Source organism: uncultured Dysgonomonas sp. (assembly GCF_900079725.1).
Lineage (GTDB): Bacteria > Bacteroidota > Bacteroidia > Bacteroidales > Dysgonomonadaceae > Dysgonomonas.
The window spans coordinates 1,210,971-1,233,608 of sequence record NZ_LT599032.1; the positions used below are offsets into that span (position 1 = coordinate 1,210,971).

The following is a 22,638-nucleotide window of genomic DNA, read 5'->3' on the forward strand; positions in this document are numbered from 1 at the left end:
ATTATATACATCCCGGAGCGAGTTTTTTTGTTTAGCCTTTGAGTCCGTTATGGGTCGGACATTGAAGCGGGGCGCTAAAGCATTTTTGGTTCCTTTTGGGGCTTAGGCCAAAAGGAATGCAAGCAATTTTAATTGCGCGCAGTAGAAAAATAGAACATTTTTATACGACAATAATCTCTTCAACTACTTACTGGCAGAATTTATAAAATAACGGCCTTGACACTATAGTCAAAGCCGTATATAATAAAAATACCGTTTAATGTATTATTGAGCCGCTTTTGCTACAACTGTTATCTGCAATTCGATATTATCGTTTACAATATTTTCTTTCAGATTGGCAAACAAAGTTTTTGAACCATATTTTACATTCCATTGAGTACGGTCGATAGTAAACGGAACGGTAACGGCCTTATACAATTCACCTTCTTTTGTAACTTTTGCACCGAAAGAGATATTCTTTTCCACATCTTTCAGCTTCAGATTTCCGCTAACCGTATAGTTTACACTGTCGTTTGGCGTTGCCAGAGCCTCTACTTTAGTAATAGTGAAAGTACTTTCAGGATATTTTGCAACATCGAAGAAATCTTCACTCTTCAGGTGATTTACCAACATTTCGTTCATCTTAGCTTCAGTAAGATCTTCATCTACAATTGCATTCATATCTATTACGAACGAACCCGAAGCCACTGCCTCTCCATTAACAGCAAGGCTACCACTCTTTATACCGATTGTTCCGTGATGAGAACCTCCTACTTTAGATCCTACCCAATGAATAGATGAAGCTGAAGGGTCTACCGTTAGTTCAACTCCGGTTCCCGATGCTGCTGCCTGAGCGTCTGTACCTTCCACTTTATTTTTAGCAGCGTTGTTGCACGATGCTACGAATATCAATGATGCGATTGCCAATAAATATGTTTTCATTTTTAATTTCCTTTTTTAATATTAATATAATTTTTGATTTAAATATGTCGCAAAGTTAAAATACTTTATTCTATTATCAAAATAGTTATATTGATATATAATTATAAAAAAATTAATAGATTTGCAGAATAAATCAATTAAATAAATATCTATAACTAAAGAGTAAACAGATTTGATATACGACATGTTCACTCTATAAAACTATAAATCAGAATTATTTTATGGTCAATCTGGAATGGTACAGAACATTCAAAGCAATCTATCAGTACGGAACACTAACACGGGCCGCGCAAGAGTTGATGATATCCCAACCTAATATGAGCATCCAACTGGCGTCGTTGGAAAGCTATATCGGACAACAGTTATTTGTAAGGCTGCCCCGGAAAATGATGCCCACCGAATATGGCAAACAGCTCTATACACAAATAGTGGAATCGATAGACAATCTGGAGCGGGTAGAAACCGAATTTAAGCGTACCGTTCTGAATAAGGCCCCTAGCATTCGTTTAGGTACACCTGCCGAAATCTTTAATGATTATCTGGCCGAACATGTAGGTAATCAGAAAGACCTCCATCTTACAGTAGAATATGGTCTTGCCGATACTCTGACCGAAAAAGTTATCAGCCATGATCTCGATATAGCCATAATCACACGACAGAATAAATCGGCGGATAATCTTACCTATGAAGCCTTATTCACCGAATCGTTTATGATTGTATGCAATCCGGCTATGGATACGACTGATTTTGATGCCTGTGCAGAAAAGAATAATGTAGAAGATATAGAGAAATGGCTTAAGACTCAGAAATGGATTGCGTACAGTACTGATCTGGCATTAGTCAGAAGATTCTGGCGGGAGAATTTCAAGAAACGTCCTATACTCAAACTACATGCCACTATACCCGACAATGACGCCATACTACGGGCCGTAGGAAATAGTGATGTACTGGCTGCATCGTCCGACTTAATTGCCGGCAAAGCCCTGGAGAAAGGATTAGTAAAAATACTCTGGAAAGGAAATATACCTGCAACAAATACTCTTTATCTGGCATACAATAAGGATAAAATACAACCCCAATATGTAGAAAAAGTAAGAACCTTTATAAAAACATATATCAACACTACTGATTAAATGCTACCTGCCATATGAAATATATATCAATATCCATACCATTCTTGTTCACATCCTGTAATGTAAGTTCTATCGCCGGATTCGGTATAGCAGGTATTATTGCCATGTTTGTACTGATGTTTATACTCTTTGCCGTCATGTTTTTCCTGATTGCAAAAAGGCGTAAACAAGGGGAAAAAAGTCTGGTAAAATTTAACAATGACGTCTATATTGCACTCAATAAGCTATCCGCTCCTCAGCAGAAAATAAATATGCTGACCAATCTTATAGAACGCATCAATAACGATCAGAAATATAAGAAAGATACTGAATGGCGGGACAAAGTACTGGTAAAAACATATATGCACCTTGCTACTATTTATTACCAGACCGGCAACGAAATGGAGACACTTAATACCTGTACTAAAATTATAGAACTCGATCCTAAAGACGGAATGGCGTATTACAACAGAGGTTCTATTTACAGTAATATCGGATTATATGAAAAAGCTCTGAATGACTTTAACCGGACTATAGAATTGCTACCCGACTACGCCAGCGCCTACAATAACAGGGGGCTTACCCATGAAAAAATGGAGCATTACGAAGAGGCTATAGCCGATTTTAATGAAGCTATAAAGTTAGAAGGTTCACCTGTAGCCTTGTACAACAGAGGAAACACACATTACGAACTGGACAATTACCAAGAGGCCTTGAAAGATTACCAGTCGGCACTGAAAAATCTCGATACAGACGGCGATAGCGATATGAAGAATGATATAGAAATCAGCATACGCGCAACAAAAGAAAAGATAGCTGATATATAAAATTAATGAAAGCATAGGTGCTATCTATACTCCAAAGTTGTCTGTTCGGTTTAAAAAGTATAATTTTGCACATCTTTTTCAGATCAGACCTCTTATTATCTGGAAACATCCTGTATCTTACATTGAAAATATTTAATCATCCATAATGAAAAATAATATATCCGATTTTGAAATAATGGCACCTGTAGGGTCATACGACTCTCTTTCTGCAGCCATACAAGGAGGAGCTGATTCTATATACTTCGGCATCGAAGGACTGAATATGCGTGCCAGGTCATCCAATAATTTCACTATCGACGATCTGAAACAAATAGCATCTATATGTAAGGAGAAGGGGCTCAAAAGTTATCTTACAGTCAATACCATTATCTATGATAATGATATTTCATTGATGCATCAGATAGTAAACGCCGCCAAAGAAGCCGGATTATCAGCTATCATCGCGTCCGATGTATCGGTAATGATGTACGCCCGTAGTATAGGTGTGGAAGTACACCTTTCCACCCAATTGAATATTACCAATACAGAAGCATTGAAGTTCTACGGACAGTTTGCCGATGTGGTGGTATTAGCCCGCGAACTGAATCTCGATCAGGTAGCAGCTATCTATAGAGACATTGTAGAACAGAATATAAAAGGTCCTAACGGGGATCTTATCCGCATTGAGATGTTCTCACACGGCGCGCTCTGTATGGCCGTATCGGGCAAATGCTACCTCAGCCTGCACGAACGTGACCTGTCGGCAAACCGTGGTGCATGCAACCAGATATGCCGCCGCAGCTATATTGTAAAAGATAAAGAAACGGATATAGAGCTTGAGATAGATAACGAATATATCATGTCGCCCAAAGACCTCAAAACAATCCACTTCATGAATAAGATGATGGATGCAGGTGTACGTGTATTCAAAATAGAAGGACGAGCCCGCGGTCCGGAATATGTGCGTACCGTAGTAGAATGTTACAAGGAGGCCATAAAAGCCTATTGTGAAGGTACATTCACTGAAGAAAAAGTTGAGAACTGGGATGAACGGCTGGCTACTGTTTTCAACCGTGGATTCTGGGATGGTTACTACCTGGGGCAAAGACTCGGCGAATGGTCCAGTAATTACGGCTCGGGGGCGACCAAACGGAAAGTGTATATTGCTAAAGGAATCAAATACTTCTCCAATCTGGGCGTAGCAGAATTTCTGATGGAAACCCAGTCGCTGAAAGTCGGAGACGAAATATTGATTACAGGGCCCACTACCGGAGCCGTCTTTCAAACAATAGAAGAGATTCGTGTTGACCTCAAATCTGTTGAAGAAACAGTTAAAGGCGAGAAATTTTCTATAAAAGTGAATGATAAAATCCGCCCGTCGGATAAGCTTTTCAAGCTCGTAAAAGTGGAACGGAAAAAGAAATTTGTAGAGAAAGTATAATAAAAAGGCTGCCCCATTAGCAATTGAGGCAGCCTTTTACTTTTATTCTTTACATCCTACCATGTAGAAACCCGGAGTCTTAGCCCCATCTGTAGTAATTCCATATAGCTCTGTTATCTTGCCATCTTGCGGTTTTATCTTACTCCTGTCAAAAAAGACTTTCCCATAACGGCATTTATCCATAAATTTATTCCATGAATATTTCTTACCGTCTATTACATACCAATAAATACGAAGATAACCCGACTTATTCCCGTCTGCTTTCTTATTGAATGACCTTGGGAAAACTGTAGTTTTGTTTTCCAAATCTCGTGCGTCACTCATCATCACTACTTCAAACTTACCTGTCGGAGGATTACCGATTCTTGCTTCTGATTTATAGCCGGTGTCATCTATATATTGGCTGAGAACCTTACTTACACTGTCTCTTTGTTGCTTCGTATTCACAACGCCTTTATGATAGTATCGAGAAGGCGGCGAAGGCGGAGCAAAACGGACAACATCAAATACAGGAGACGATTTAGTACCATCCTTGCTAACTATCTGACACTTAAAAGGCTTCTTTGGATCCATAGGTTTTGTAACCACCAGTTTTTCCCGGCCTTCTTCATATTCATATTTTGTACCATTCACCACTAGATACACATGCGACCTATCAGGAGATTTTCCATCTATAAACATTTCCCTGAGATATTCGGGAGACTTCATGCCGGTATTGAAGACGCCTTGCATCTTTATTACTTTACCTTTGGCAAAAGGCACATATTCCGGTTCCATTATCTCCACACTATTAGCCTTCAATTCTTTATATTCGGCATCGGAGACTTTCACTCCGTCTACTGTATAGTAAGCCGGATTGTAATTGTCAGGCTTCCCCTTCTTCTGATAATCTTCACCTGTATCTTCCGCAATTTTTGTTTTCTGCAAAATATTTGTACTTTCGTAATTGATGAGTGTATTTAATGGCTCATTTACTGAAGGCCGGGCAAAAGCGTATACAGTAAGTATAGCTAACGGGAGCAATAATAAGAGCTTCAACCGTGCCCATTTGTTTGATTTTTCTTTTAACATCATAGTAATTCGTTTTTTAATTTTACTGTGGTTAAAGCTGTTGGCTAGAGTGTAGGAGCTTGCGCCAACGGCTTTTTTCACTAATAGGAGTTGATATTTTGTTGCATCGATACCGGATTCTAAAACACTTATATCGGCCTGATATTCGTGTATATCTTTCAATTCCCTTTTCAACAGCCATACAGCCGGATTGAACCATTGTACAAGGACAACCAGTTCCATATAAATCAGGTCAATAGAATGCCGATGCCTGATATGAGCCATCTCATGCGTTATAATTTCAGAAGAATTACCGGCATAATCCGCTTCTGACAAAACAATGTATTTACCCCAGCTAAAGGGATTTATATCGGAAGAAACGACAACAAATATATACCGGTCCTGTACAATCTTACGTCCCCCCCGGATAAGGCGATACATCGAATAAATAGACCTGATCAGTATTATCAGATTAACTCCGCCACCTATCAGGTATATAAGCAGCAATACCATACCAATTGACACTGCCGGATTCTCAGGTTCAGACAAGGGAGGTAATACACTCACTTCATATTGATATAATTCCGGATGAGAAGATTCTTCAACAGGAACAAGGGCCTCTTCTATGAGGACAAAGGGTTTCTGAATAGTACTGTATTCTTGAATATCCATCTCTGCCAGAGGCAAAGTAAAGCATGCCAGCGTACCAATAAGGATAACCGCGCGATTGAAACGATGAAAAGTTTCATTCGTAAGAATAGCTCTCACCCAAATGTAAAATAGAGTAAGACACACAGTGACTTTGAATATATAGAGAAGAAATGCTTCCATTGTTTCCGGGATATTAAGGTATTGATACTGCCCTATTTATTTTTAATCTGGCGGATTAATTCCTGCAGTTCATCTATCGATAACTTTTCTTCTTCGATCAACGATGAAACAACACGTGTATACGAATTGTCGAAATACTTATCTACTACATTGCTGAGCGAACTTTTACGGTAATCGTCTTCTGAGACCAGAGCATAGTACTGATATGTATTCCCATAAGCCTTATAGCCTATATATCCCTTTTCTTCCAGTGTACGCACAATCGTGGAAAGGGTATTATAATGGGGTTTAGGTTCTTTTTGCAAATCAAGTAATTCACGTACAAACATCGGGCCGTTACTCCAGAAACAAGCTAGAATTTCTTCTTCTTTTTGCGTCAGTTTTTTCATGGAAATATTCTTTTATAATAACTATACCACAAACGTAACTATATTTTCCAGTAAAACAACTATAAAAAACAGTTAAACTACTATAGTTAACAATAATTAACCTTACTGTAAAGATAGAGATATTTGGCCACATACAAGAAACCAATCTATAAATCAATCAATTACAATATATCAAAACAAAAAAGACCGCTAAATCAGCGGTCTTCTCATTCTATATATAAGTATCTCTTTTATGGATTTATCAGGAATAGTACCGCCCTGTTTTTGTCATTGTCAAGTTCGAACGGTTGTAACCCGTCACCTTTCCAGTTAACGGAAATCCTATTCTTATTGATACCATACTTTTCTTCCAACGCCTTTGCCACTGCATTTGACCTCTCTTTAGAGAGACGCAGGTTAATTGCCGCATTACCGGTTTTCTTATCTGCGTAACCTGTAACCACTACAGTAGATCCCGCATTTGCGTTCAGATAATTAACAGCAAGCTCAATTTTAGCCCACTCTGCCTGATCTATCACCCATTTATTGATTCGGAAAAATACCGGATCAGGCAAAAAGAATGGCTTACCTTTTACAGGAGGTTCAGGAGCCGGGGTCTGAGGTAATGTCGGTTGAGTAACTTCTATTTTAGGGTCTTCGGGTTGTGGAGCCGGAGGAGCAAAAATATCGGGACAATCGAAATATTTTCTGCGCTTAGCCATATTCGACTGGCTCACACTTAATTGTTGTGCACTTCTTTTTACCACTATCACTTCCTCTCCGCTATTCAGTTGGAGAAGTATAGAATCTCTGGAAGTTTCACAATTGCAAGGGTCCGGATTAGCCTTATTGTCTTGCGCACTTAAAGAAAAAGTCAGTACCCAAAACAGGATTGGCAGTAATAAAAATCTCATTTTCATAATTTCATATGGTGTTAAGGTAATACCTATTTACAGTTTTAGTGAGTTCAAAAGTTTTTTCTAGAATACAAATTTATACATTATTCTCAAATTATTTTTTATTTTTTATGAAAAGATTCATTTTTAACGATAAATATGAGTAATTCAGCTATTTAATCGGAGGTAGAATCGTTTTCATCCAACTTTAAGGACAGATAATAATCTATATTGATAAAAAGCAACAAACAGTGAAATATAAATAAAACACTACTTTTGTTACTCTTTTATACATTTCACAAAAAAAAATAATGGAGCAAGAAACAATCATAGAAATATCGGCGGCCATACCCCGCTTGGAGCATCTACAATTTGAAGAAGCCATCAACTGGCAGATAAAAAGCAGGGAGCACTGGGCAGTCATAGGTCCTAATGGAAGCGGAAAAACGATATTAATAGACATTCTACTGGGAAAATACGCCCTTAAATCCGGTGAAATAATCTGCAAGAACAGCAAAGGGGAAAACCTGTCGATATCATCTGTAGCCAAAAGCGTCGCCTTCCGCGACATATACAGCATCATTGATTCCCAAAACAGTTATTACCAGCAACGATGGAACAAGGGCGACGAACAGGAAATACCACAGGTCAAAGAGCTTGTATCCAAAGCCGACCCTATATGGCTGAACACCTTACTGGAGTGGTTTGGCATATCTGAATTGATGGATAAGGAAGTGAATATGTTATCGAGCGGAGAGCTTCGCAAGTTCCTTATCGTGCGCTCATTACTATCGAGACCGCGCATTCTTATACTCGACAATCCGTTTATAGGCCTGGATGCGGCTTCACGAAATGTATTGAACGACTTGCTGGCACGTCTGGCTGAATTGGAAAATCTGCAAATCGTACTAATTCTCTCCAATCCGCACGATATACCCGAAGCTATCACGCACGTACTACCCGTATACAATAAAAAAGTGCTGCCAGCCATATCCTGTAAAAGTTTTCTTAGCGATACAGATTTGAGCGACTTACTATTTACTAAAACAGAAAAACCGGCCATCGCTTCCCTGAAGAATGATTTCGACAACCAATCATATTCCTTCGAATACGCTGCGGATATGAAAAATATACACATCCGTTATGGAGACCGCACAATACTAAAAGATCTGAATTGGCAGGTAAAGCGTGGCGAAAAATGGGCATTACTAGGTGTCAACGGTTCAGGAAAATCGACCCTGCTTAGCCTTATCTGCGGAGATAATCCGCAAGCCTACGCAAACGACATCACTCTCTTCGACCGGAAGAGAGGAACAGGAGAAAGCATCTGGGATATAAAGAAAAGGATCGGTTATGTTTCGCCTGAGATGCATTTATATTATCAGAAAAATGTAAGATGCCTCGATGTGGTAGGTTCAGGATTCTTCGACACCATCGGTCTTTACCGCAAATGCAATCCGGAACAGGAAAGCCTTGCGCTGAAATGGATGGAAGCCTTCAATATCGGCCACCTCAAAGATATCTCGTTCCTCAATGTATCTTCAGGAGAGCAACGCTTAGTCCTATTGGTACGGGTATTTATAAAAAATCCCGATTTACTGATTCTGGATGAACCGCTTCACGGACTTGATATAGCGAATAAAAAACGTGTAAAAAAACTGATAGAAGATTTCTGTGATAAGGACAAATCCTTGATATATGTTACACATTACGAAGACGAAATACCTGATGTTGTAAATAAACGGCTGGTACTGACCAAAAATGTATAAACGCCAGACTGACCCGCATAATCTAAACATTGCAAGCTATAAATTGTTAATATAAATAAATATAAACAATATAATTTTATGAAGACAATACTATACTTTGCTGCTATGACCTTATTGATTTCTGCATGCGGACAAAACAAAAGTAATGACATCCCGAAATCCGCCCCGGTTGTAAATGCATCTCAATCGGAGAGTAATCTCCAAAATCTGAAAAACGTGGAACTAACAGATGTAGATGGTTATTTTTCAACAAAGAGAGTCACATCTCCCGAAGTTATGCTGCTGAACGAAATGGATTTCGACAAGCACTTTCACCCGGCCAAAACATTAGATAATGTATTGACTTTGATCGATTTTGACACGCAAAGGGCAGGTGCTATTATCTTACCAGAGACAAAGAATGATGTCACTATCTCGCTTGACAGTTCGTACCTGAAAGGGAGAACACTCAATATAGTATACTCCATCATGCAGGAATCTGCCGAACGCTCGTTTACAATAACTCCAGCGAAAATTTTCACCTTCGATGCAAGCCTAAGCATAGATTCAGTTGCTTTCTATAATGGCAATTCAATTGTAAAGTTCGCTGTTAAATAATACAGAACATAAAGAAGGGGATAAACAACAGTTGCTTATCCCCTTCTTTTATTTTATCCGGCAATCAGAATCTCACACCATATCCCAACATGATATTGGCATTATCTACATCCTGGAACGAATATTTAAATTCTACGTTCAAATAACCATTATTACCTATATCGAAACTACCTCCGGCTCCTATATTCACACCGAAATCAGTACTGCTATCGGAATATCCGCCAATAGATAAGCGATTATTTACCATGGCAACACCAGCCAATGGATATAATGAAAAACCGCTCTGTATAGGAAATACATAATGTATATTTGCATTAAAATCCAATCCGGTCAAATGATTATTTGGAAAATAAAAAGTAAAATCAGGAGCCAGACGGAGATTGTTGGTAATAGAATAGCGTCCTTCAACACCTAAACCAAATCTTTCATAATCCGTTTGATATCCGGCTTTAACTAATACTGACTTGGAACCGCTTTGAGAAAAAGCCCCAATAGAGAGCCCTGCCAGGACTAATACTAAGAGTAATTTTTTCATTTTGTGATAAAATTAGTTTATAAATAAGTGAATCTTTATCGATTTTCTTTAATCTATAACAACAGAATTATTAATTAGGTTCATTCACTGGTATTACTTATCAAGAAAAGAATCCCTTTGGTGAACTCATTTTTTATGCGTTTTTATGCTCTTTGTAAAAAAATTATTACTTTTGAATTAGGATTAAAAAAGTCTATTAAAAATGGTATTCAGATTTTTACTTTTATCGGATGAAGTAGAAGACTTCAAACGTGAAATTCAGATAGATGCAGATGCTACATTCTTTGATCTGCACAAAGCTATAGTCAAATCGGTCGACTACAAAGAAGGCGAAATGACTTCATTTTTCATTTGCAGCGACGATTGGGAAAAAGAGCAGGAAATTACCCTGGTGGAAATGGATACAAGCCCCGAAGAAGATTCCTATACGATGGAGGCATCTATATTAAACGACTTTCTGGAAGATGAACGCCAAAAACTGATGTATGTTTTCGATTATCTGACCGAACGCGCATTCTTCATGGAATTACGCGAAATTATCACAGGAAAGAATCTCGATGAAGCCATCTGTACTAAATCTATTGGTAATCCGCCTGCACAGGTCGTTGATTTCGACACTGTAGCGGCCACATCTACCACCCTCGATATAGGTGAGAATTTCTATGGTGACGAAGGCTATGACATGGACGAACTCGACGCTGAAGGTTTCGATGGTCTGGATAATGCCCCGCTACCGAGCGACGAGGAGTATTGATGAAACAGCTTATAGTCCTGCTTGGCCCTACAGGCGTAGGGAAAACGGCGCTTAGTCTCAACCTTGCAGAGTACTATCATTCACCTATCATTTCAGCGGATTCGCGGCAATTCTTCAAAGGATTGGAAATAGGTACTGCTGCACCAACGACAGAACAATTGTCGCAAGTGCGGCATTTTCTTGTTGGCATGCTCGGTATCACAGACTATTACAGTGCCAGCGAATTTGAACGGGATGCATTGGATATAATAGCTGAGCAGCATAAGACACATGACGTCCTGGTTGCCACAGGTGGCTCCATGATGTATATAGATGCATTGTGTAACGGCATAGACGATGTGCCCACAATAGACGAGGAACTAAGGAAAGAGTTATATGACCTTTACGAAAAAGACGGATTAGAACCTATCCGTGCACAATTAAAAGCCCTCGATCCTGATTTTTACAACATAGTAGACCTCAAAAATCACAAACGGGTGATCCATGCACTGGAAGTATGCCTGATGACAGGCAAACCATATTCCTCTTTCCGTACCAATACAAAGAAGCCACGACCATTCAATATCGTAAAGATAGGATTGATGCGTGAACGTGAACAGCTTTACGAACGTATCAACCGACGGGTGGATGAGATGATGGAACAAGGCCTGCTCGAAGAAGCGAAACAATACTACCCGCAACGCCAGCTCAACTCCCTGAATACAGTAGGATATAAAGAACTGTTTAAACACTTCGACGGTGAATGGACCCTTGATTTCGCTATTAACAAAATTAAACAAAACAGCCGCATCTATTCCCGTAAACAAATGACATGGTTTAAGCGGGATAAAGATATACACTGGATAAACCTGTCGGAAACAACTGAAGAAGAAGCTTTACTGCAAATAATTTCTATAGCTGGTAATCATCTGTAATTTTTTCCTACCTTAGACGTATGAAACGAGGACACGCCGACTTACCCCTCCACTATGGAACTGTGCCCCCTTGGCTGGCTCAGCGAATGAGCCTTCTGGGCGGAGCCATTGCCGAAGCCATCGTTATCGAATATGGGCGCCCGGCATTGTTGCAGCGTCTTAGCGACCCGTTCTGGTTTCAGTCATTAGGCTGTGTATTGGGTATGGACTGGCACTCGTCGGGAATAACCACCTCTGTGATGAATGCTTTGAAAAAGGCAATAAACAAACGTTCTGCCGAGTTGGGCATCTACGTTTGTGGCGGACGTGGAAAATCGTCACGGCAAACACCTGCCGAACTTATCGAGATAGCTAATAAAACCGGTTTAGACGGAGATGAGCTGGTTAGAAACAGTAAATTATCGGCTAAGGTGGATAACACAGCCGTTCAGGATGGCTACCAACTATATCTGCATTCTTTTGTTGTAACCATCGATGGAGAATGGACTGTTATCCAGCAGGGCATGAATGGGAACAACCGTATGGCACGGCGTTATCACTGGCTTTCGTCGTCACTTGAATCCTTTATGGAAGAGCCTCATACTTCTGTCTGCGGAAAGAATCAGGGTTTAATACTAAACCTGACAGATAAGCTCGCTGTACCAACAAAAGAGGGGATAATGGAACTGACAAAAGAAACTCCGGATAAACTGATAAATGAGGTTTCCATCATTTTGCCGAACCATCATGACGTACGATCCGAAGATGTAAATCTGAAACGTCTGGGAGCCGCGCTCATTCTTGCCCACGAAACCAATGTTTCTGATATAGAATCACTCTTGCTGCTCGAAGGTGTGGGACCACGCACATTACAATCGCTTACTCTGGTCAGCGAAGTGATACATGGCACACCTTCACGGTTTTCCGACCCGGCACGCTTCTCTTTCGCACACGGAGGGAAAGACGGGCATCCGTTCCCGGTTCCGACCCAGGTATATGATGAGACGATCGAAATATTCGACAAAGCTATCCATCAGGCAAAACTGGGAGATAAAGACAAATCGGAGGCGCTCAAAAACCTTTCCAAAATATCGCAGGATATGGAGAAAGGATATACCCCGAGCAATTACTTTGACGACTTGGTACAACACGAGCGGAATACTTCATACAAATATGGAGGTAAAACCGTATTCGGTGATGCAAGAAAACCGAAGGACGAAGGGACGCAGTTGAAACTGTGGGACTGACTACAAGATTAGATTCTGCTTAATACAGAGCGAAGTATGCTTGTTTCACGGAATAAATTCGTAATTTTGCAGTCTCTTTATAAAACTTTAAAATAAGCCGAATGATTGCCGCCATAGTATGCTGGGTCTTAACAACACTTGTTTTCTTCTCATTTGGAGATATTTTCATCAGCCTTTATTCGAAAGTCCTGAAAAGGAAAGAAAGCTATTCTTTCTTTGAGACATTTCTCATCGGCTTGTGTGTTACCGGGACAATAATCTGTATATCATCCATCTGGTTGCCTTCCGATATAAAGATCGCCCTTGCTCTGGGTGTAATCTCAGTCTTCTATCTGATTGCTGTCAGAAGAAAAGATATCGTAAGCAAAGGACGTGCAACAATCAAAAGCCTGTCGCCATTACAGATTATCTTAATCGGCTCTGCCGGATTACTATTTATGCTATTCTTCCTGGTTCCGCCTCAATTCCCTGATATATACTATTATCACATGCAAAATATATTGTGGAATGAGCAATACCATGTTGTGCCCGGACTGGCAAATCTGGAAGAACGTTTCGGTTTCAACAGCAACCTGTTCCTCTTATGCTCTGTATTTGGCCTGCGCCCGCTATTCAGTGAATTTGTATTTGGGATAAATGCACTATGCATGGCATTTATGATGATATATATTGTAAGGCAGGCAAGCCACCGTCAGTTATTCCTTACAGCGCTATTCATCGCAGTATTCATACCGTTCTTTATGGAATATAAAACACATATAGGTTGTTCTTCTGCCGATTTGCTTCCCAATTTACTTATTATATACCTGTTGTTTATGCTTTTGACAGACCAGCAAAACCTCAGGAAGAAAAGTATCCTGTTCTGGCTGATACCGATATTCTGCATTACGCTGAAAGTATCCACTGTATTTATATGCCTCGTATCACTGTATCTTCTTATTCTGCTTATCAAAGAGAAAGATTATAAAGCCACTACATTTATCTGCATTATTGCCCTGATAGTCGTTGCCCCATGGCTGGTACGCAATGTTATCATATCGGGCTACCTGATACACCCCTACCCTGCTGTCGACTTATTCACGTTCGATTGGAAACTACCTGTTGAATACTCCATAGAATCGAAACGGTATATCGAATCTTTCGCCATCAGTTACGATGCCATGTATAATTCCAGTGATTATATTCTGGATATGCCCTTGGCGGTAAAAGTCCAGAAATGGCTGGGTGAAAGGCATCCTCTGGATATTTGCATTGCAGGTGCAGGACTGGCATCTCCACTGCTGATGCTAGGTGCATTATTTAGAAAGAAAGGAATTATAAAAAATTATTCTACGCTACTGCTTGTCTGGATTATAGGGCTGATGGCCTTTATATTCTGGTTGGTAATGGCTCCGGCTGTAAGGTTCGGATATGGATTTATAGCTATTATATTTTCCATCCCTGTATATCTGCTATTCAAAGATTTGAAAAATCCGGCCAGGTTTCTATCAACCAATGTATTGCTGATAGCTACAATAGCCTATTTCGGCGTATTATCTGTTCGTTACTTCCTTGTTGTAAAAGAACCTTACGTTTCTTATACAGAAATACTCCGTAAGCCGCAAAGTATACAAACGCGTCTCGACAAATATCCCGTAACAATGGAAGTATTCAATTTGAACAATATAGACTTCTATAAACCCCTTGATGGTGGTTGCTACGATCATGCTTTACCATGCAGCAATAATTATATAAAGAATCTGGAGATGAGAGGTAAAACTTTGCAGGAAGGTTTCAGGGAAAAGAAGAATTAAAAGTATCGAAGACTGAACTATACAATTTATCAGGTGTTTAACCGTTGATAAGTAACAGTATAAAGTTTAAAGGTACGCTATCAAATCAGTAGTAGCTATTGCAGTTGTAAATACAAAAATAATAAATGAGTCTGAGACCTTTACAAATAAATTATCGTTACTTTGCATACCATAATCCACTAAGTTTGTGAATGAGGTTTAAATATATCATATTATCCGTTTTGTTTCTTGTCTTTGGTTTCAGTACTGTTTACGGACAGTGGGATGCCCAGATAAGCCAGTACTGGCGGATGAAAAACTTCTACAATCCTGCCTTTATCGGCGAAACGGGCAATATAGAAAGCTCAATGCTACACCGCCGCCAGTGGGTAGGTATGACCAATGCCCCCGTCACCTCTGTTGTTTCACTGAATATGCCCGTTAATTTCTTAGGGAAAGAGCATGGTATTGGAGCTATAGTTACAAACGAAAAAGCGGGACTGTTTTCTAACACATATTTTCTCGGACAATATGCTTATAAGTTTAAGTTTAAGAACAATAAGGTATTGCATATAGGATTACAAGGCGGTTTGCTCAATGTGAATTTTGATGCTGCCGGTATACGCATCCCTAACAGCGACTACCATACCCCGGGAGATCAGGATCCTGCATTCCCCTCGGCTGCGGGGAGTAAAATCATTGATGCGGGGCTGGGAATAGCATGGATTGCTCCCAACTATTATATAGGATTATCGGCTACCCACCTTTGGGAACCGAAGTTTGACCTGAACGACAACAGTTCGGCTTTCGTAGGCCGTGCTTATTATTTGATGGGGGGATACAATATAAAGCTGAATAATCCGTTGATAGAATTGCAGCCTTCTGCCTTCTTTAAATCTGATGCTGTGACCTATCAGTTTGATATTACGGCAAAAATTGAATATAATAAGCTGTTCAATGGAGGAATATCTTGGAGAAAAGACGAAGGTTTTGTATTTTTGTTGGGCGTAAAAATAAGGAACATAGACGCAGGCTATTCATACGACTTATTGACATCGGATGTGTCGACAGTCAGTCATGGAAGCCATGAGCTGTTTATACGCTACAGCATTCCGTTACAAAAGAAACGGGAAGTAAAAGCAAGCAAGAGTATAAGGATATTATAAAAGTTATAAATTATAAGTTATGAATTGCTATCATTACAATACAACTTGTTTATTTGTATCTTGCAGATTAAAAAATATATTTTACAAAATTACGACAAACAATTAACATCAAGCCTAAAAAATAAGTAGCCGAAGGCTAACAGACATATATATGAAACAACTGTTTTTTGTAACTATAGCTTCACTTGTATTACTGGCTTCCTGCGGAAGGTCGACAGGTGGTTCAGGCATTGGCGGTGAAGTAACGGGCGAAAAAGGCTCATCATGGGCCGAACCGTCACCTTACGGTATGGTACTGGTATCGAGAGGTTCGATAGAAATGGGCCCTGCCGAAAACGATTCCCTGTGGGATATAAAAGCCAATCCGAAAGGTGTATCCGTCGATAACTTCTGGATGGACGAAACCGAGGTGACTAACTCTAAGTATCGCCAGTTTGTATATTGGGTACGGGATTCTATTATTCGAGAACGTTTGGCAGACCCGGCTTTCGGAGGTGATGAAACCTTCAAAATAACTGAAGACCGTTACGGTGAACCTGTAAAACCTTATTTGGACTGGAAAAAGCCAATCCCCAAAAGACCTTTGGAAGAGGAAGAGCGTGCCATCAACAGTGTAACTACCATTCATCCGATCACAGGAAAGAGAGGCTTGGATCCTACCCAAATGAATTTCAAATACGAATGGTTCGACTATACGGAAGCGGCCAAACGCAGAAACAGGCTGAATCCACAAGACCGGATTTTAAATACGGACATAACTGTAGATCCCACCCAAGTGGTAATGATTTCGAAAGATACAGCATATATAAATGAAGAAGGACTTCCGGTGAACGAAACAATCGTCCGCCCTTTGAGTTCGCTCTTCGACTTTGTCCACACCAAGATTGTAAATATATATCCTGATACGACAGTTTGGGTAAATGACTTCAATAATGCGTACAACGAGCCTTATATGAGGATGTACTTCTCTCATCCGGGTTACAACGACTATCCTGTAGTCGGCGTTTCGTGGGAACAGGCTACAGCTTTTGCCGAATGGCGTACAATGTTTTACCGTATGGGACAACAGAAGAATGCCCGGCCGATAGAGAATTTCCGCTTACCTACCGAAGGTGAATGGGAATTTGCCGCACGAAACGGGCGTAGCGAGAATAAATATCCATGGGACAGAGAAGGCACAATGGACGAAAAAGCCTGCTTCATGGCTAACTTCAAACCGGGAGAAGGAAACTATACCAAAGACGGAAACCTGATACCTTCGCGTGTAGCATCTTATATTCCAAACCGCTTTGGGATATACGACATGGCAGGAAACGTATCGGAATGGACATCGACATCTTATACAGAATCAGGCACAGAACTGATGAATGATATGAATCCGCAATACAAATACGATGCAGCAAAGGAAGACCCTTATGCTATAAAGAAAAAAGTTGTAAAAGGCGGTTCGTGGAAAGACATAGGACGCAATATCAGAGGAGATATGAGAGAAGGTGAATTCCAGAACCAACCACGCTCTTACATCGGATTCAGATGTGTAAGAACACAAATAGGCTTTGCAAAATCAAAGAAATGAAGATATTAATTAAAAATGAATAATTAATAATTAATAATGGCGTAAGCGACTTGTAACTAAAATAATGAAAAGAATATTCCATATAACAACAATATTGCTCTGCTTCTTCGGCCTGACCAATATGATACAGGCGCAGAACCAGCAGGAATCGCTTCGCGACAGACTGGCTCGAAAACAGCAGCAAGAACAAGGAGCGCAAGGTCAGAACAATGGCCCTAAGGTTCCTCAATTATCCGTTCGTGCCGAAATGATGAACGAAAATCAGACACAGGATCTGGCAAATGCCACATGGATACGCGAAGTATACCGGTTTCTGGACCTGACTAAAGGCAAAAATGCAGCATTACTATATCCGGTACAGCCCGTAGGGCAGAAAATGAACCTGTACACAATGATTTTTAAACTGATGGCTAACGGAAGCCTTATCGGATACGATTGGAATCAGGGACAGGATTTATTTACGGATAACTTGATTATAGATTTCGGCGATGTGCTCAACCGGCTTGAAATACCATATCAGAAAAACGGAAGTATCTATACATTCGACGAGTTTAGTATTCCCAGCAATGAAGCGTTAGGTTATTACATAAAAGAAGCATGGTATTTCGACCAGTCGAATTCAGTACTAGGAGTGAAAACAGTGGCCATATGCCCGGTCTTGTTCCGCCAACGTTATTTTGGTGATGACGACCTCGACGCATCTGTTTCGGCTACAGGTTCCCGCGAACCGCAATTCTGGATACCATACGAATATGTAAGGCCATATGCAGCGCGTATGCCGATTATGACTTCCGACCTGAATAATGTAATGAATAAAACCATCGACGATTATTTCAGGCTCAGACTATACGAAGGAGAGATATATAAGACGACCAATATGGAGAATAAGTTCCTGCAAGAGAAATTTACTACTCCGGAGGCATTGAAACATGCGCAGGACAGTATCGAAACCCAACTGAAAGATTTCGACAAAGGCCTATGGGTTATCAATGACTCTATAAAAGCGGCAGGGGATATGAATCCGAAGAAAGCAAAGACCTCAAAAGCCAGCAAACCAAAATCATCATCTTCTTCATCTAATGCGACTTATTCAGCTCGCGACAGAAGATAAAAAGTTCTGGTTAAATAACAAATATAAGGAAGCAGCGGTCATTAGATTGCTGCTTTTTGTTATTCTTTCACTGAAACTTTATCTATAGAATATCGCTGATGTATTTTTTCATCAGAAAATAGTTCTTTGAAGTATTGATTAGCCCCTCCATTGGCTCCGCTTCGCTCTGCCGATTTTGACTCCTTCGATTTGCAATTCAATTCTCCCCTCGGGGCAGCTCTGTTAAGTTCTCTGCTTTATCCTGTTACTTTCTGCTGTCATCCTGAGTGAAACGAAGGATCTCTTATCTTACAAGAGATGTTTCACTCCGTTCAACATGACAAAGAGGGTATAAATTTTAGAGCTTAACAGACCTGCCCCGAGGGCTGGCTACAGAGAGAGTAAAAGTAATAGATAGAAAAAGTGTAACCTTTGTTACCTTTTAACAAGCTATGAGTTGAAAGTAATAAGTTGAAAGTTATATGAGATACGAGTAGATAAGATACGAGATACAAGTTGTTAACCGACGGCTGTTAACCAATGACTGAAAATAGTGTAACCTTTACATACGCTACGCTCCTGTGACCGTTGGTTGTTACCTTTTTAACAAGTAATGAGTTTTAAGCAATAAGTAATAAGTTGAGAACTGTATTTCTGTTGACTGCTAACTGTTTACTGTTAACTGTAAATAGTGTTACCTTTGTTACCTTTTAACTAAATATAGTTGAGAATATAAAATTAGAATAAAGCGTCATTAATGAGATGAAAAGCAAATCTGGATTTACAGGGATTATTAATTTTTCATTCTTCGTTATTAATTACTTTCTGTTGCTTTTTCCACTCAAAATTTACATTATGATTATTAGTGTAATCCCTAGCTGTGAACAAAATAGAATATAGTAAAAAATATGTTCACGGATTAACAAATCATTTTACTTTTTAATCAAAAACGCATTCCATTTCTTTTGAAAATCCCTTTATTTAATCTATTTTTGCATGACAATAGAAAAAAGCAATTGCATATGGTTATTTTCTATCACTATCAGCTAAAAATTTAACTATTCTAAATAACTAAAAACAATTTTAATTTATGAGTTGGTTACTTAAATCTTCTATTGGTAAGAAGTTGATAATGAGTATCACTGGTATCGCTCTTATCTTGTTTTTGCTGTTTCACGCTTCGATGAACGTGACGGCTGTATTTTCGGAGGATGCCTACAATACCATCTGTGCTTTGTTAGGAGCTAATTGGTATGCTGTAGCGGGAACTGCTGCTTTGGGTGCGCTTGTTGCCATCCACTTCATCTACGCTCTTATTCTGACTTTACAAAACCGTAAGGCCCGCGGAGGTGATGCTTATGCAGTAAACGTACGTCCTAAACATGTGGAGTGGGCATCACAAAACATGTTTGTCCTGGGTGTAATTGTCATTGGTTTCATGGTGCTTCACTTTAGCCAGTTCTGGTATAAGATGATGTTTACCGAACTGATGGGACATCACGAAGTGGCACTTGGTGGCGAAATGGTTTCTCCTCAGGATGGAGCCGCTTTTATCAAGTATTATTTCAGCCAGACTTGGGTTGTGGTCGCATATCTTGTTTGGTATGTTGCATTGTGGTTCCACTTATCTCACGGATTTTGGAGTGCAGTTCAAACTATCGGTTGGAACAATCTGGTTTGGATGAATCGCTGGAAAGTGATCAGTCAGGTACTTGCCACTATTATTTGTCTGGCATTTGCTTTTGTAACCATCTACTTTTATGCAAGACATTTACTTTGTCCGTTTTGTTAAGTAGGCACTGATTATTTTTGTTAAAGATTAAAAGAAAAACAGATATGAGTAATATACTAGATCCAAAAAAAGATTCAAAAATACCTGAAGGACCATTGGCAGAAAAATGGACCAACTATAAGGCGCACCAGAAATTGGTGAATCCTGCTAACAAACGTCGCCTCGACATTATTGTAGTAGGTACAGGTCTTGCAGGAGCATCGGCAGCCGCTTCTCTTGGAGAAATGGGCTTCAATGTTCTTAACTTCTGTATTCAGGATTCTCCTCGCCGTGCACACTCGATTGCAGCACAGGGAGGTATCAATGCTGCAAAGAATTACCAAAATGATGGTGACTCGGTTTACCGTCTTTTCTACGATACTATCAAAGGAGGTGACTACCGTGCCCGCGAAGCAAACGTTTACCGTCTTGCCGAGGTTGCAAACAGTATCATCGACCAGTGTGTGGCTCAGGGAGTTCCTTTTGCCCGCGAATACGGAGGCTTGCTTGACAACCGTTCGTTCGGTGGTGCACAGGTGTCGCGTACATTTTACGCTAAAGGACAGACAGGCCAACAATTGTTACTGGGTGCATATTCTGCATTGAGCCGTCAGGTACACAAAGGTAGCGTGAAACTATATACCCGCTATGAGATGCTCGATGTTGTTCTTGTCAAAGACAAAGACGGAGAAGAGCGTGCACGTGGTATTATTGCCCGTAACCTTGTTACAGGTAAACTTGAGCGTTTCGCAGCACATGCGGTCGTTATTGCTACCGGTGGATATGGTAATACATTCTTCCTTTCTACCAATGCAATGGGCTCGAACGGTTCGGCAGCAATACAGGCTTATAAAAAAGGTGCTTATTTCGCAAACCCTTGTTTCGCTCAGATTCACCCGACATGTATTCCTGTTCACGGTGAATTCCAATCTAAGCTGACTCTGATGTCAGAATCGCTTCGTAACGATGGACGTATCTGGGTTCCTAAAAAGAAAGAAGATGCTGAAGCTATCCGTGCAGGCAAACTGAAACCGACTCAGTTGAAAGAAGAAGACAGGGATTACTATCTGGAAAGACGCTATCCGGCCTTCGGTAATCTTGTACCTCGTGACGTTGCGTCACGTGCAGCTAAAGAGAGATGTGATGCCGGCTTTGGTGTAGGTTCTACAGGCTTGGCTGTTTATCTTGATTTCTCTGATGCTATCAACCGTCTTGGAAGAGACGTGGTTGAAGCCAAATATGGTAACCTGTTCCAGATGTATGACAAAATTGTAGACGAAAATCCATACGAAACACCGATGATGATTTATCCGGCTATCCACTATACAATGGGTGGTATCTGGGTAGACTATGAGTTGATGACTTCTATCAAAGGCTTGTTTGCTCTTGGTGAAGCTAACTTCTCTGATCATGGAGCTAACCGCTTGGGAGCATCTGCTCTGATGCAGGGATTGGCTGACGGATATTTCGTATTACCATATACAATCCAGAATTATCTGGCCGACCAGATTTCTGTTCCTCGCTTCAGCACCGATCTGCCTGAATTTGCTCAGACAGAAAATGATATTAAGGAGAAAGTTGCCAAATTAATGAATATTAAGGGGAAACGTTCTGTTGACTCTATCCATAAGGAATTGGGGCTTATCATGTGGGATTTTGTAGGTATGGGCCGTACAAAGGAATCTTTGGAAGCAGCAATCGAGAAATTGAAAGCTGTGAAAAAGGAATTCTGGTCAAATGTCCGCATCCCAGGTGAAGCTACCAGCCTGAATACTGAGCTTGAAAAAGCATTGCGTTTAGCAGACTTTATCGAGATAGGCTTATTGATGGCATATGATGGATTGAATCGTAATGAGTCTTGTGGAGGCCACTTCCGTGAAGAATATCAGACACCGGAAGGTGAGGCTATGCGTGATGATGAACATTATTCTTATGTTGCCTGCTGGAAATATGAAGGTGAAGAGCAAGCTCCTGAGCTTGTGAAGGAACCTCTCGACTATGAATTTGTAGTTAGACAACAAAGAAATTACAAGGCTTAAATCA

19 protein-coding genes are annotated in these 22,638 nt (G+C 40.2%); 14 read left to right on the forward strand and 5 right to left on the reverse strand.

What is annotated here, in order from left to right; translation table 11 throughout:
- Window positions 1-264: 264 nt before the first annotated feature.
- Window positions 265-921, reverse strand: coding sequence for a YceI family protein (locus QZL88_RS05305; protein ID WP_296938990.1), 657 nt, complete (start codon window positions 919-921; stop codon window positions 265-267).
- Window positions 922-1,142: 221 nt separating this feature from the next.
- On the opposite strand from QZL88_RS05305, the gene QZL88_RS05310 reads away from it, so the two are divergent.
- From QZL88_RS05310 to QZL88_RS05320, 3 genes are all read left to right on the forward strand, one after another.
- Window positions 1,143-2,054 (forward strand): LysR family transcriptional regulator, encoded by a 912-nt coding sequence (locus QZL88_RS05310; RefSeq protein WP_296938991.1) that lies wholly within the window; start codon window positions 1,143-1,145, stop codon window positions 2,052-2,054.
- 14 nt (window positions 2,055-2,068) lie between these two features.
- The gene (locus QZL88_RS05315) at window positions 2,069-2,860 is read left to right on the forward strand and encodes a tetratricopeptide repeat protein (RefSeq protein ID WP_296938992.1); all 792 of its coding nucleotides are present in this window, start codon (window positions 2,069-2,071) and stop codon (window positions 2,858-2,860) included.
- A gap of 145 nt (window positions 2,861-3,005) precedes the next feature.
- Window positions 3,006-4,280, forward strand: coding sequence for a peptidase U32 family protein (locus QZL88_RS05320; protein ID WP_296938993.1), 1,275 nt, complete (start codon window positions 3,006-3,008; stop codon window positions 4,278-4,280).
- 42 nt (window positions 4,281-4,322) lie between these two features.
- Here the strand turns inward: QZL88_RS05320 and QZL88_RS05325 are convergent, their stop codons facing one another.
- From QZL88_RS05325 to QZL88_RS05335, 3 genes are all read right to left on the reverse strand, one after another.
- A complete protein-coding gene (locus tag QZL88_RS05325; RefSeq protein ID WP_296938994.1) occupies window positions 4,323-6,161 on the reverse strand; it encodes a M56 family metallopeptidase in 1,839 nt (612 codons plus the stop codon).
- 32 nt (window positions 6,162-6,193) lie between these two features.
- The gene (locus QZL88_RS05330; RefSeq protein ID WP_296938995.1) at window positions 6,194-6,550 is read right to left on the reverse strand and encodes a BlaI/MecI/CopY family transcriptional regulator; all 357 of its coding nucleotides are present in this window, start codon (window positions 6,548-6,550) and stop codon (window positions 6,194-6,196) included.
- A 230-nt stretch (window positions 6,551-6,780) separates the two neighbouring features.
- Window positions 6,781-7,449 carry an OmpA family protein gene (locus tag QZL88_RS05335; RefSeq protein WP_296938996.1) on the reverse strand — a complete coding sequence of 223 codons (669 nt, stop codon included), beginning with the start codon at window positions 7,447-7,449 and terminating at the stop codon, window positions 6,781-6,783.
- Window positions 7,450-7,736: 287 nt separating this feature from the next.
- Here QZL88_RS05335 and QZL88_RS05340 point away from each other — a divergent pair, with 287 nt between their 5' ends.
- A complete protein-coding gene (locus QZL88_RS05340) occupies window positions 7,737-9,194 on the forward strand; it encodes an ATP-binding cassette domain-containing protein (RefSeq protein ID WP_296938997.1) in 1,458 nt (485 codons plus the stop codon).
- 78 nt (window positions 9,195-9,272) lie between these two features.
- Window positions 9,273-9,791 (forward strand): hypothetical protein, encoded by a 519-nt coding sequence (locus QZL88_RS05345; protein ID WP_296938998.1) that lies wholly within the window; start codon window positions 9,273-9,275, stop codon window positions 9,789-9,791.
- 64 nt (window positions 9,792-9,855) lie between these two features.
- Here QZL88_RS05345 and QZL88_RS05350 read toward each other — a convergent pair whose 3' ends face one another.
- The gene (locus QZL88_RS05350; protein ID WP_296938999.1) at window positions 9,856-10,326 is read right to left on the reverse strand and encodes an outer membrane beta-barrel protein; all 471 of its coding nucleotides are present in this window, start codon (window positions 10,324-10,326) and stop codon (window positions 9,856-9,858) included.
- Window positions 10,327-10,528: 202 nt separating this feature from the next.
- Here QZL88_RS05350 and QZL88_RS05355 point away from each other — a divergent pair, with 202 nt between their 5' ends.
- The 9 genes from QZL88_RS05355 to QZL88_RS05395 all read left to right on the forward strand — a co-directional run bounded on the left by QZL88_RS05355 (window position 10,529) and on the right by QZL88_RS05395 (window position 22,634).
- Complete coding sequence (locus tag QZL88_RS05355) at window positions 10,529-11,080, forward strand: hypothetical protein (protein ID WP_296939000.1); 552 nt, start codon at window positions 10,529-10,531, stop codon at window positions 11,078-11,080.
- The gene (gene miaA, locus QZL88_RS05360; protein WP_296939001.1) at window positions 11,080-11,994 is read left to right on the forward strand and encodes a tRNA (adenosine(37)-N6)-dimethylallyltransferase MiaA; all 915 of its coding nucleotides are present in this window, start codon (window positions 11,080-11,082) and stop codon (window positions 11,992-11,994) included. The genes QZL88_RS05355 and miaA overlap by 1 nt, the downstream gene beginning before the upstream one ends.
- 20 nt (window positions 11,995-12,014) lie before the next feature.
- Entirely contained in the window at window positions 12,015-13,220 is a 1,206-nt protein-coding gene (locus QZL88_RS05365) for a DUF763 domain-containing protein (protein WP_296939002.1), read from the forward strand.
- A 101-nt stretch (window positions 13,221-13,321) separates the two neighbouring features.
- Complete coding sequence (locus QZL88_RS05370; protein ID WP_296939003.1) at window positions 13,322-15,013, forward strand: hypothetical protein; 1,692 nt, start codon at window positions 13,322-13,324, stop codon at window positions 15,011-15,013.
- A 191-nt stretch (window positions 15,014-15,204) separates the two neighbouring features.
- Window positions 15,205-16,158 carry a type IX secretion system membrane protein PorP/SprF gene (locus QZL88_RS05375; protein WP_296939005.1) on the forward strand — a complete coding sequence of 318 codons (954 nt, stop codon included), beginning with the start codon at window positions 15,205-15,207 and terminating at the stop codon, window positions 16,156-16,158.
- A gap of 151 nt (window positions 16,159-16,309) precedes the next feature.
- The gene (locus tag QZL88_RS05380; protein WP_296939006.1) at window positions 16,310-17,734 is read left to right on the forward strand and encodes an SUMF1/EgtB/PvdO family nonheme iron enzyme; all 1,425 of its coding nucleotides are present in this window, start codon (window positions 16,310-16,312) and stop codon (window positions 17,732-17,734) included.
- A 64-nt stretch (window positions 17,735-17,798) separates the two neighbouring features.
- On the forward strand, window positions 17,799-18,845 hold the full coding sequence (gene gldN / locus QZL88_RS05385) for a gliding motility protein GldN (protein WP_296939007.1): 1,047 nt from the start codon (window positions 17,799-17,801) through the stop codon (window positions 18,843-18,845).
- A gap of 1,069 nt (window positions 18,846-19,914) precedes the next feature.
- Window positions 19,915-20,616, forward strand: a complete 702-nt coding sequence (locus tag QZL88_RS05390; protein WP_006798463.1) for a succinate dehydrogenase cytochrome b subunit — start codon at window positions 19,915-19,917, stop codon at window positions 20,614-20,616.
- Between the two features lie 44 nt (window positions 20,617-20,660).
- Window positions 20,661-22,634: a fumarate reductase/succinate dehydrogenase flavoprotein subunit gene (locus QZL88_RS05395; protein ID WP_296939009.1), complete on the forward strand. Its 1,974-nt coding sequence runs from the start codon at window positions 20,661-20,663 to the stop codon at window positions 22,632-22,634.
- The last annotated feature ends 4 nt before the right edge of the window (window positions 22,635-22,638 follow it).

Bases quoted from the DNA above. Each gene is read 5' to 3' on its own strand.
- QZL88_RS05305 (WP_296938990.1), bottom strand. From the start codon at position 921: ATGAAAACATATTTATTGGCAATCGCATCATTGATATTCGTAGCATCG.
- QZL88_RS05310 (WP_296938991.1), top strand. From the start codon at position 1,143: ATGGTCAATCTGGAATGGTACAGAACATTCAAAGCAATCTATCAGTAC.
- QZL88_RS05315 (WP_296938992.1), top strand. From the start codon at position 2,069: ATGAAATATATATCAATATCCATACCATTCTTGTTCACATCCTGTAAT.
- QZL88_RS05320 (WP_296938993.1), top strand. From the start codon at position 3,006: ATGAAAAATAATATATCCGATTTTGAAATAATGGCACCTGTAGGGTCA.
- QZL88_RS05325 (WP_296938994.1), bottom strand. From the start codon at position 6,161: ATGGAAGCATTTCTTCTCTATATATTCAAAGTCACTGTGTGTCTTACT.
- QZL88_RS05330 (WP_296938995.1), bottom strand. From the start codon at position 6,550: ATGAAAAAACTGACGCAAAAAGAAGAAGAAATTCTAGCTTGTTTCTGG.
- QZL88_RS05335 (WP_296938996.1), bottom strand. From the start codon at position 7,449: ATGAAAATGAGATTTTTATTACTGCCAATCCTGTTTTGGGTACTGACT.
- QZL88_RS05340 (WP_296938997.1), top strand. From the start codon at position 7,737: ATGGAGCAAGAAACAATCATAGAAATATCGGCGGCCATACCCCGCTTG.
- QZL88_RS05345 (WP_296938998.1), top strand. From the start codon at position 9,273: ATGAAGACAATACTATACTTTGCTGCTATGACCTTATTGATTTCTGCA.
- QZL88_RS05350 (WP_296938999.1), bottom strand. From the start codon at position 10,326: ATGAAAAAATTACTCTTAGTATTAGTCCTGGCAGGGCTCTCTATTGGG.
- QZL88_RS05355 (WP_296939000.1), top strand. From the start codon at position 10,529: ATGGTATTCAGATTTTTACTTTTATCGGATGAAGTAGAAGACTTCAAA.
- miaA (WP_296939001.1), top strand. From the start codon at position 11,080: ATGAAACAGCTTATAGTCCTGCTTGGCCCTACAGGCGTAGGGAAAACG.
- QZL88_RS05365 (WP_296939002.1), top strand. From the start codon at position 12,015: ATGAAACGAGGACACGCCGACTTACCCCTCCACTATGGAACTGTGCCC.
- QZL88_RS05370 (WP_296939003.1), top strand. From the start codon at position 13,322: ATGATTGCCGCCATAGTATGCTGGGTCTTAACAACACTTGTTTTCTTC.
- QZL88_RS05375 (WP_296939005.1), top strand. From the start codon at position 15,205: ATGAGGTTTAAATATATCATATTATCCGTTTTGTTTCTTGTCTTTGGT.
- QZL88_RS05380 (WP_296939006.1), top strand. From the start codon at position 16,310: ATGAAACAACTGTTTTTTGTAACTATAGCTTCACTTGTATTACTGGCT.
- gldN (WP_296939007.1), top strand. From the start codon at position 17,799: ATGAAAAGAATATTCCATATAACAACAATATTGCTCTGCTTCTTCGGC.
- QZL88_RS05390 (WP_006798463.1), top strand. From the start codon at position 19,915: ATGAGTTGGTTACTTAAATCTTCTATTGGTAAGAAGTTGATAATGAGT.
- QZL88_RS05395 (WP_296939009.1), top strand. From the start codon at position 20,661: ATGAGTAATATACTAGATCCAAAAAAAGATTCAAAAATACCTGAAGGA.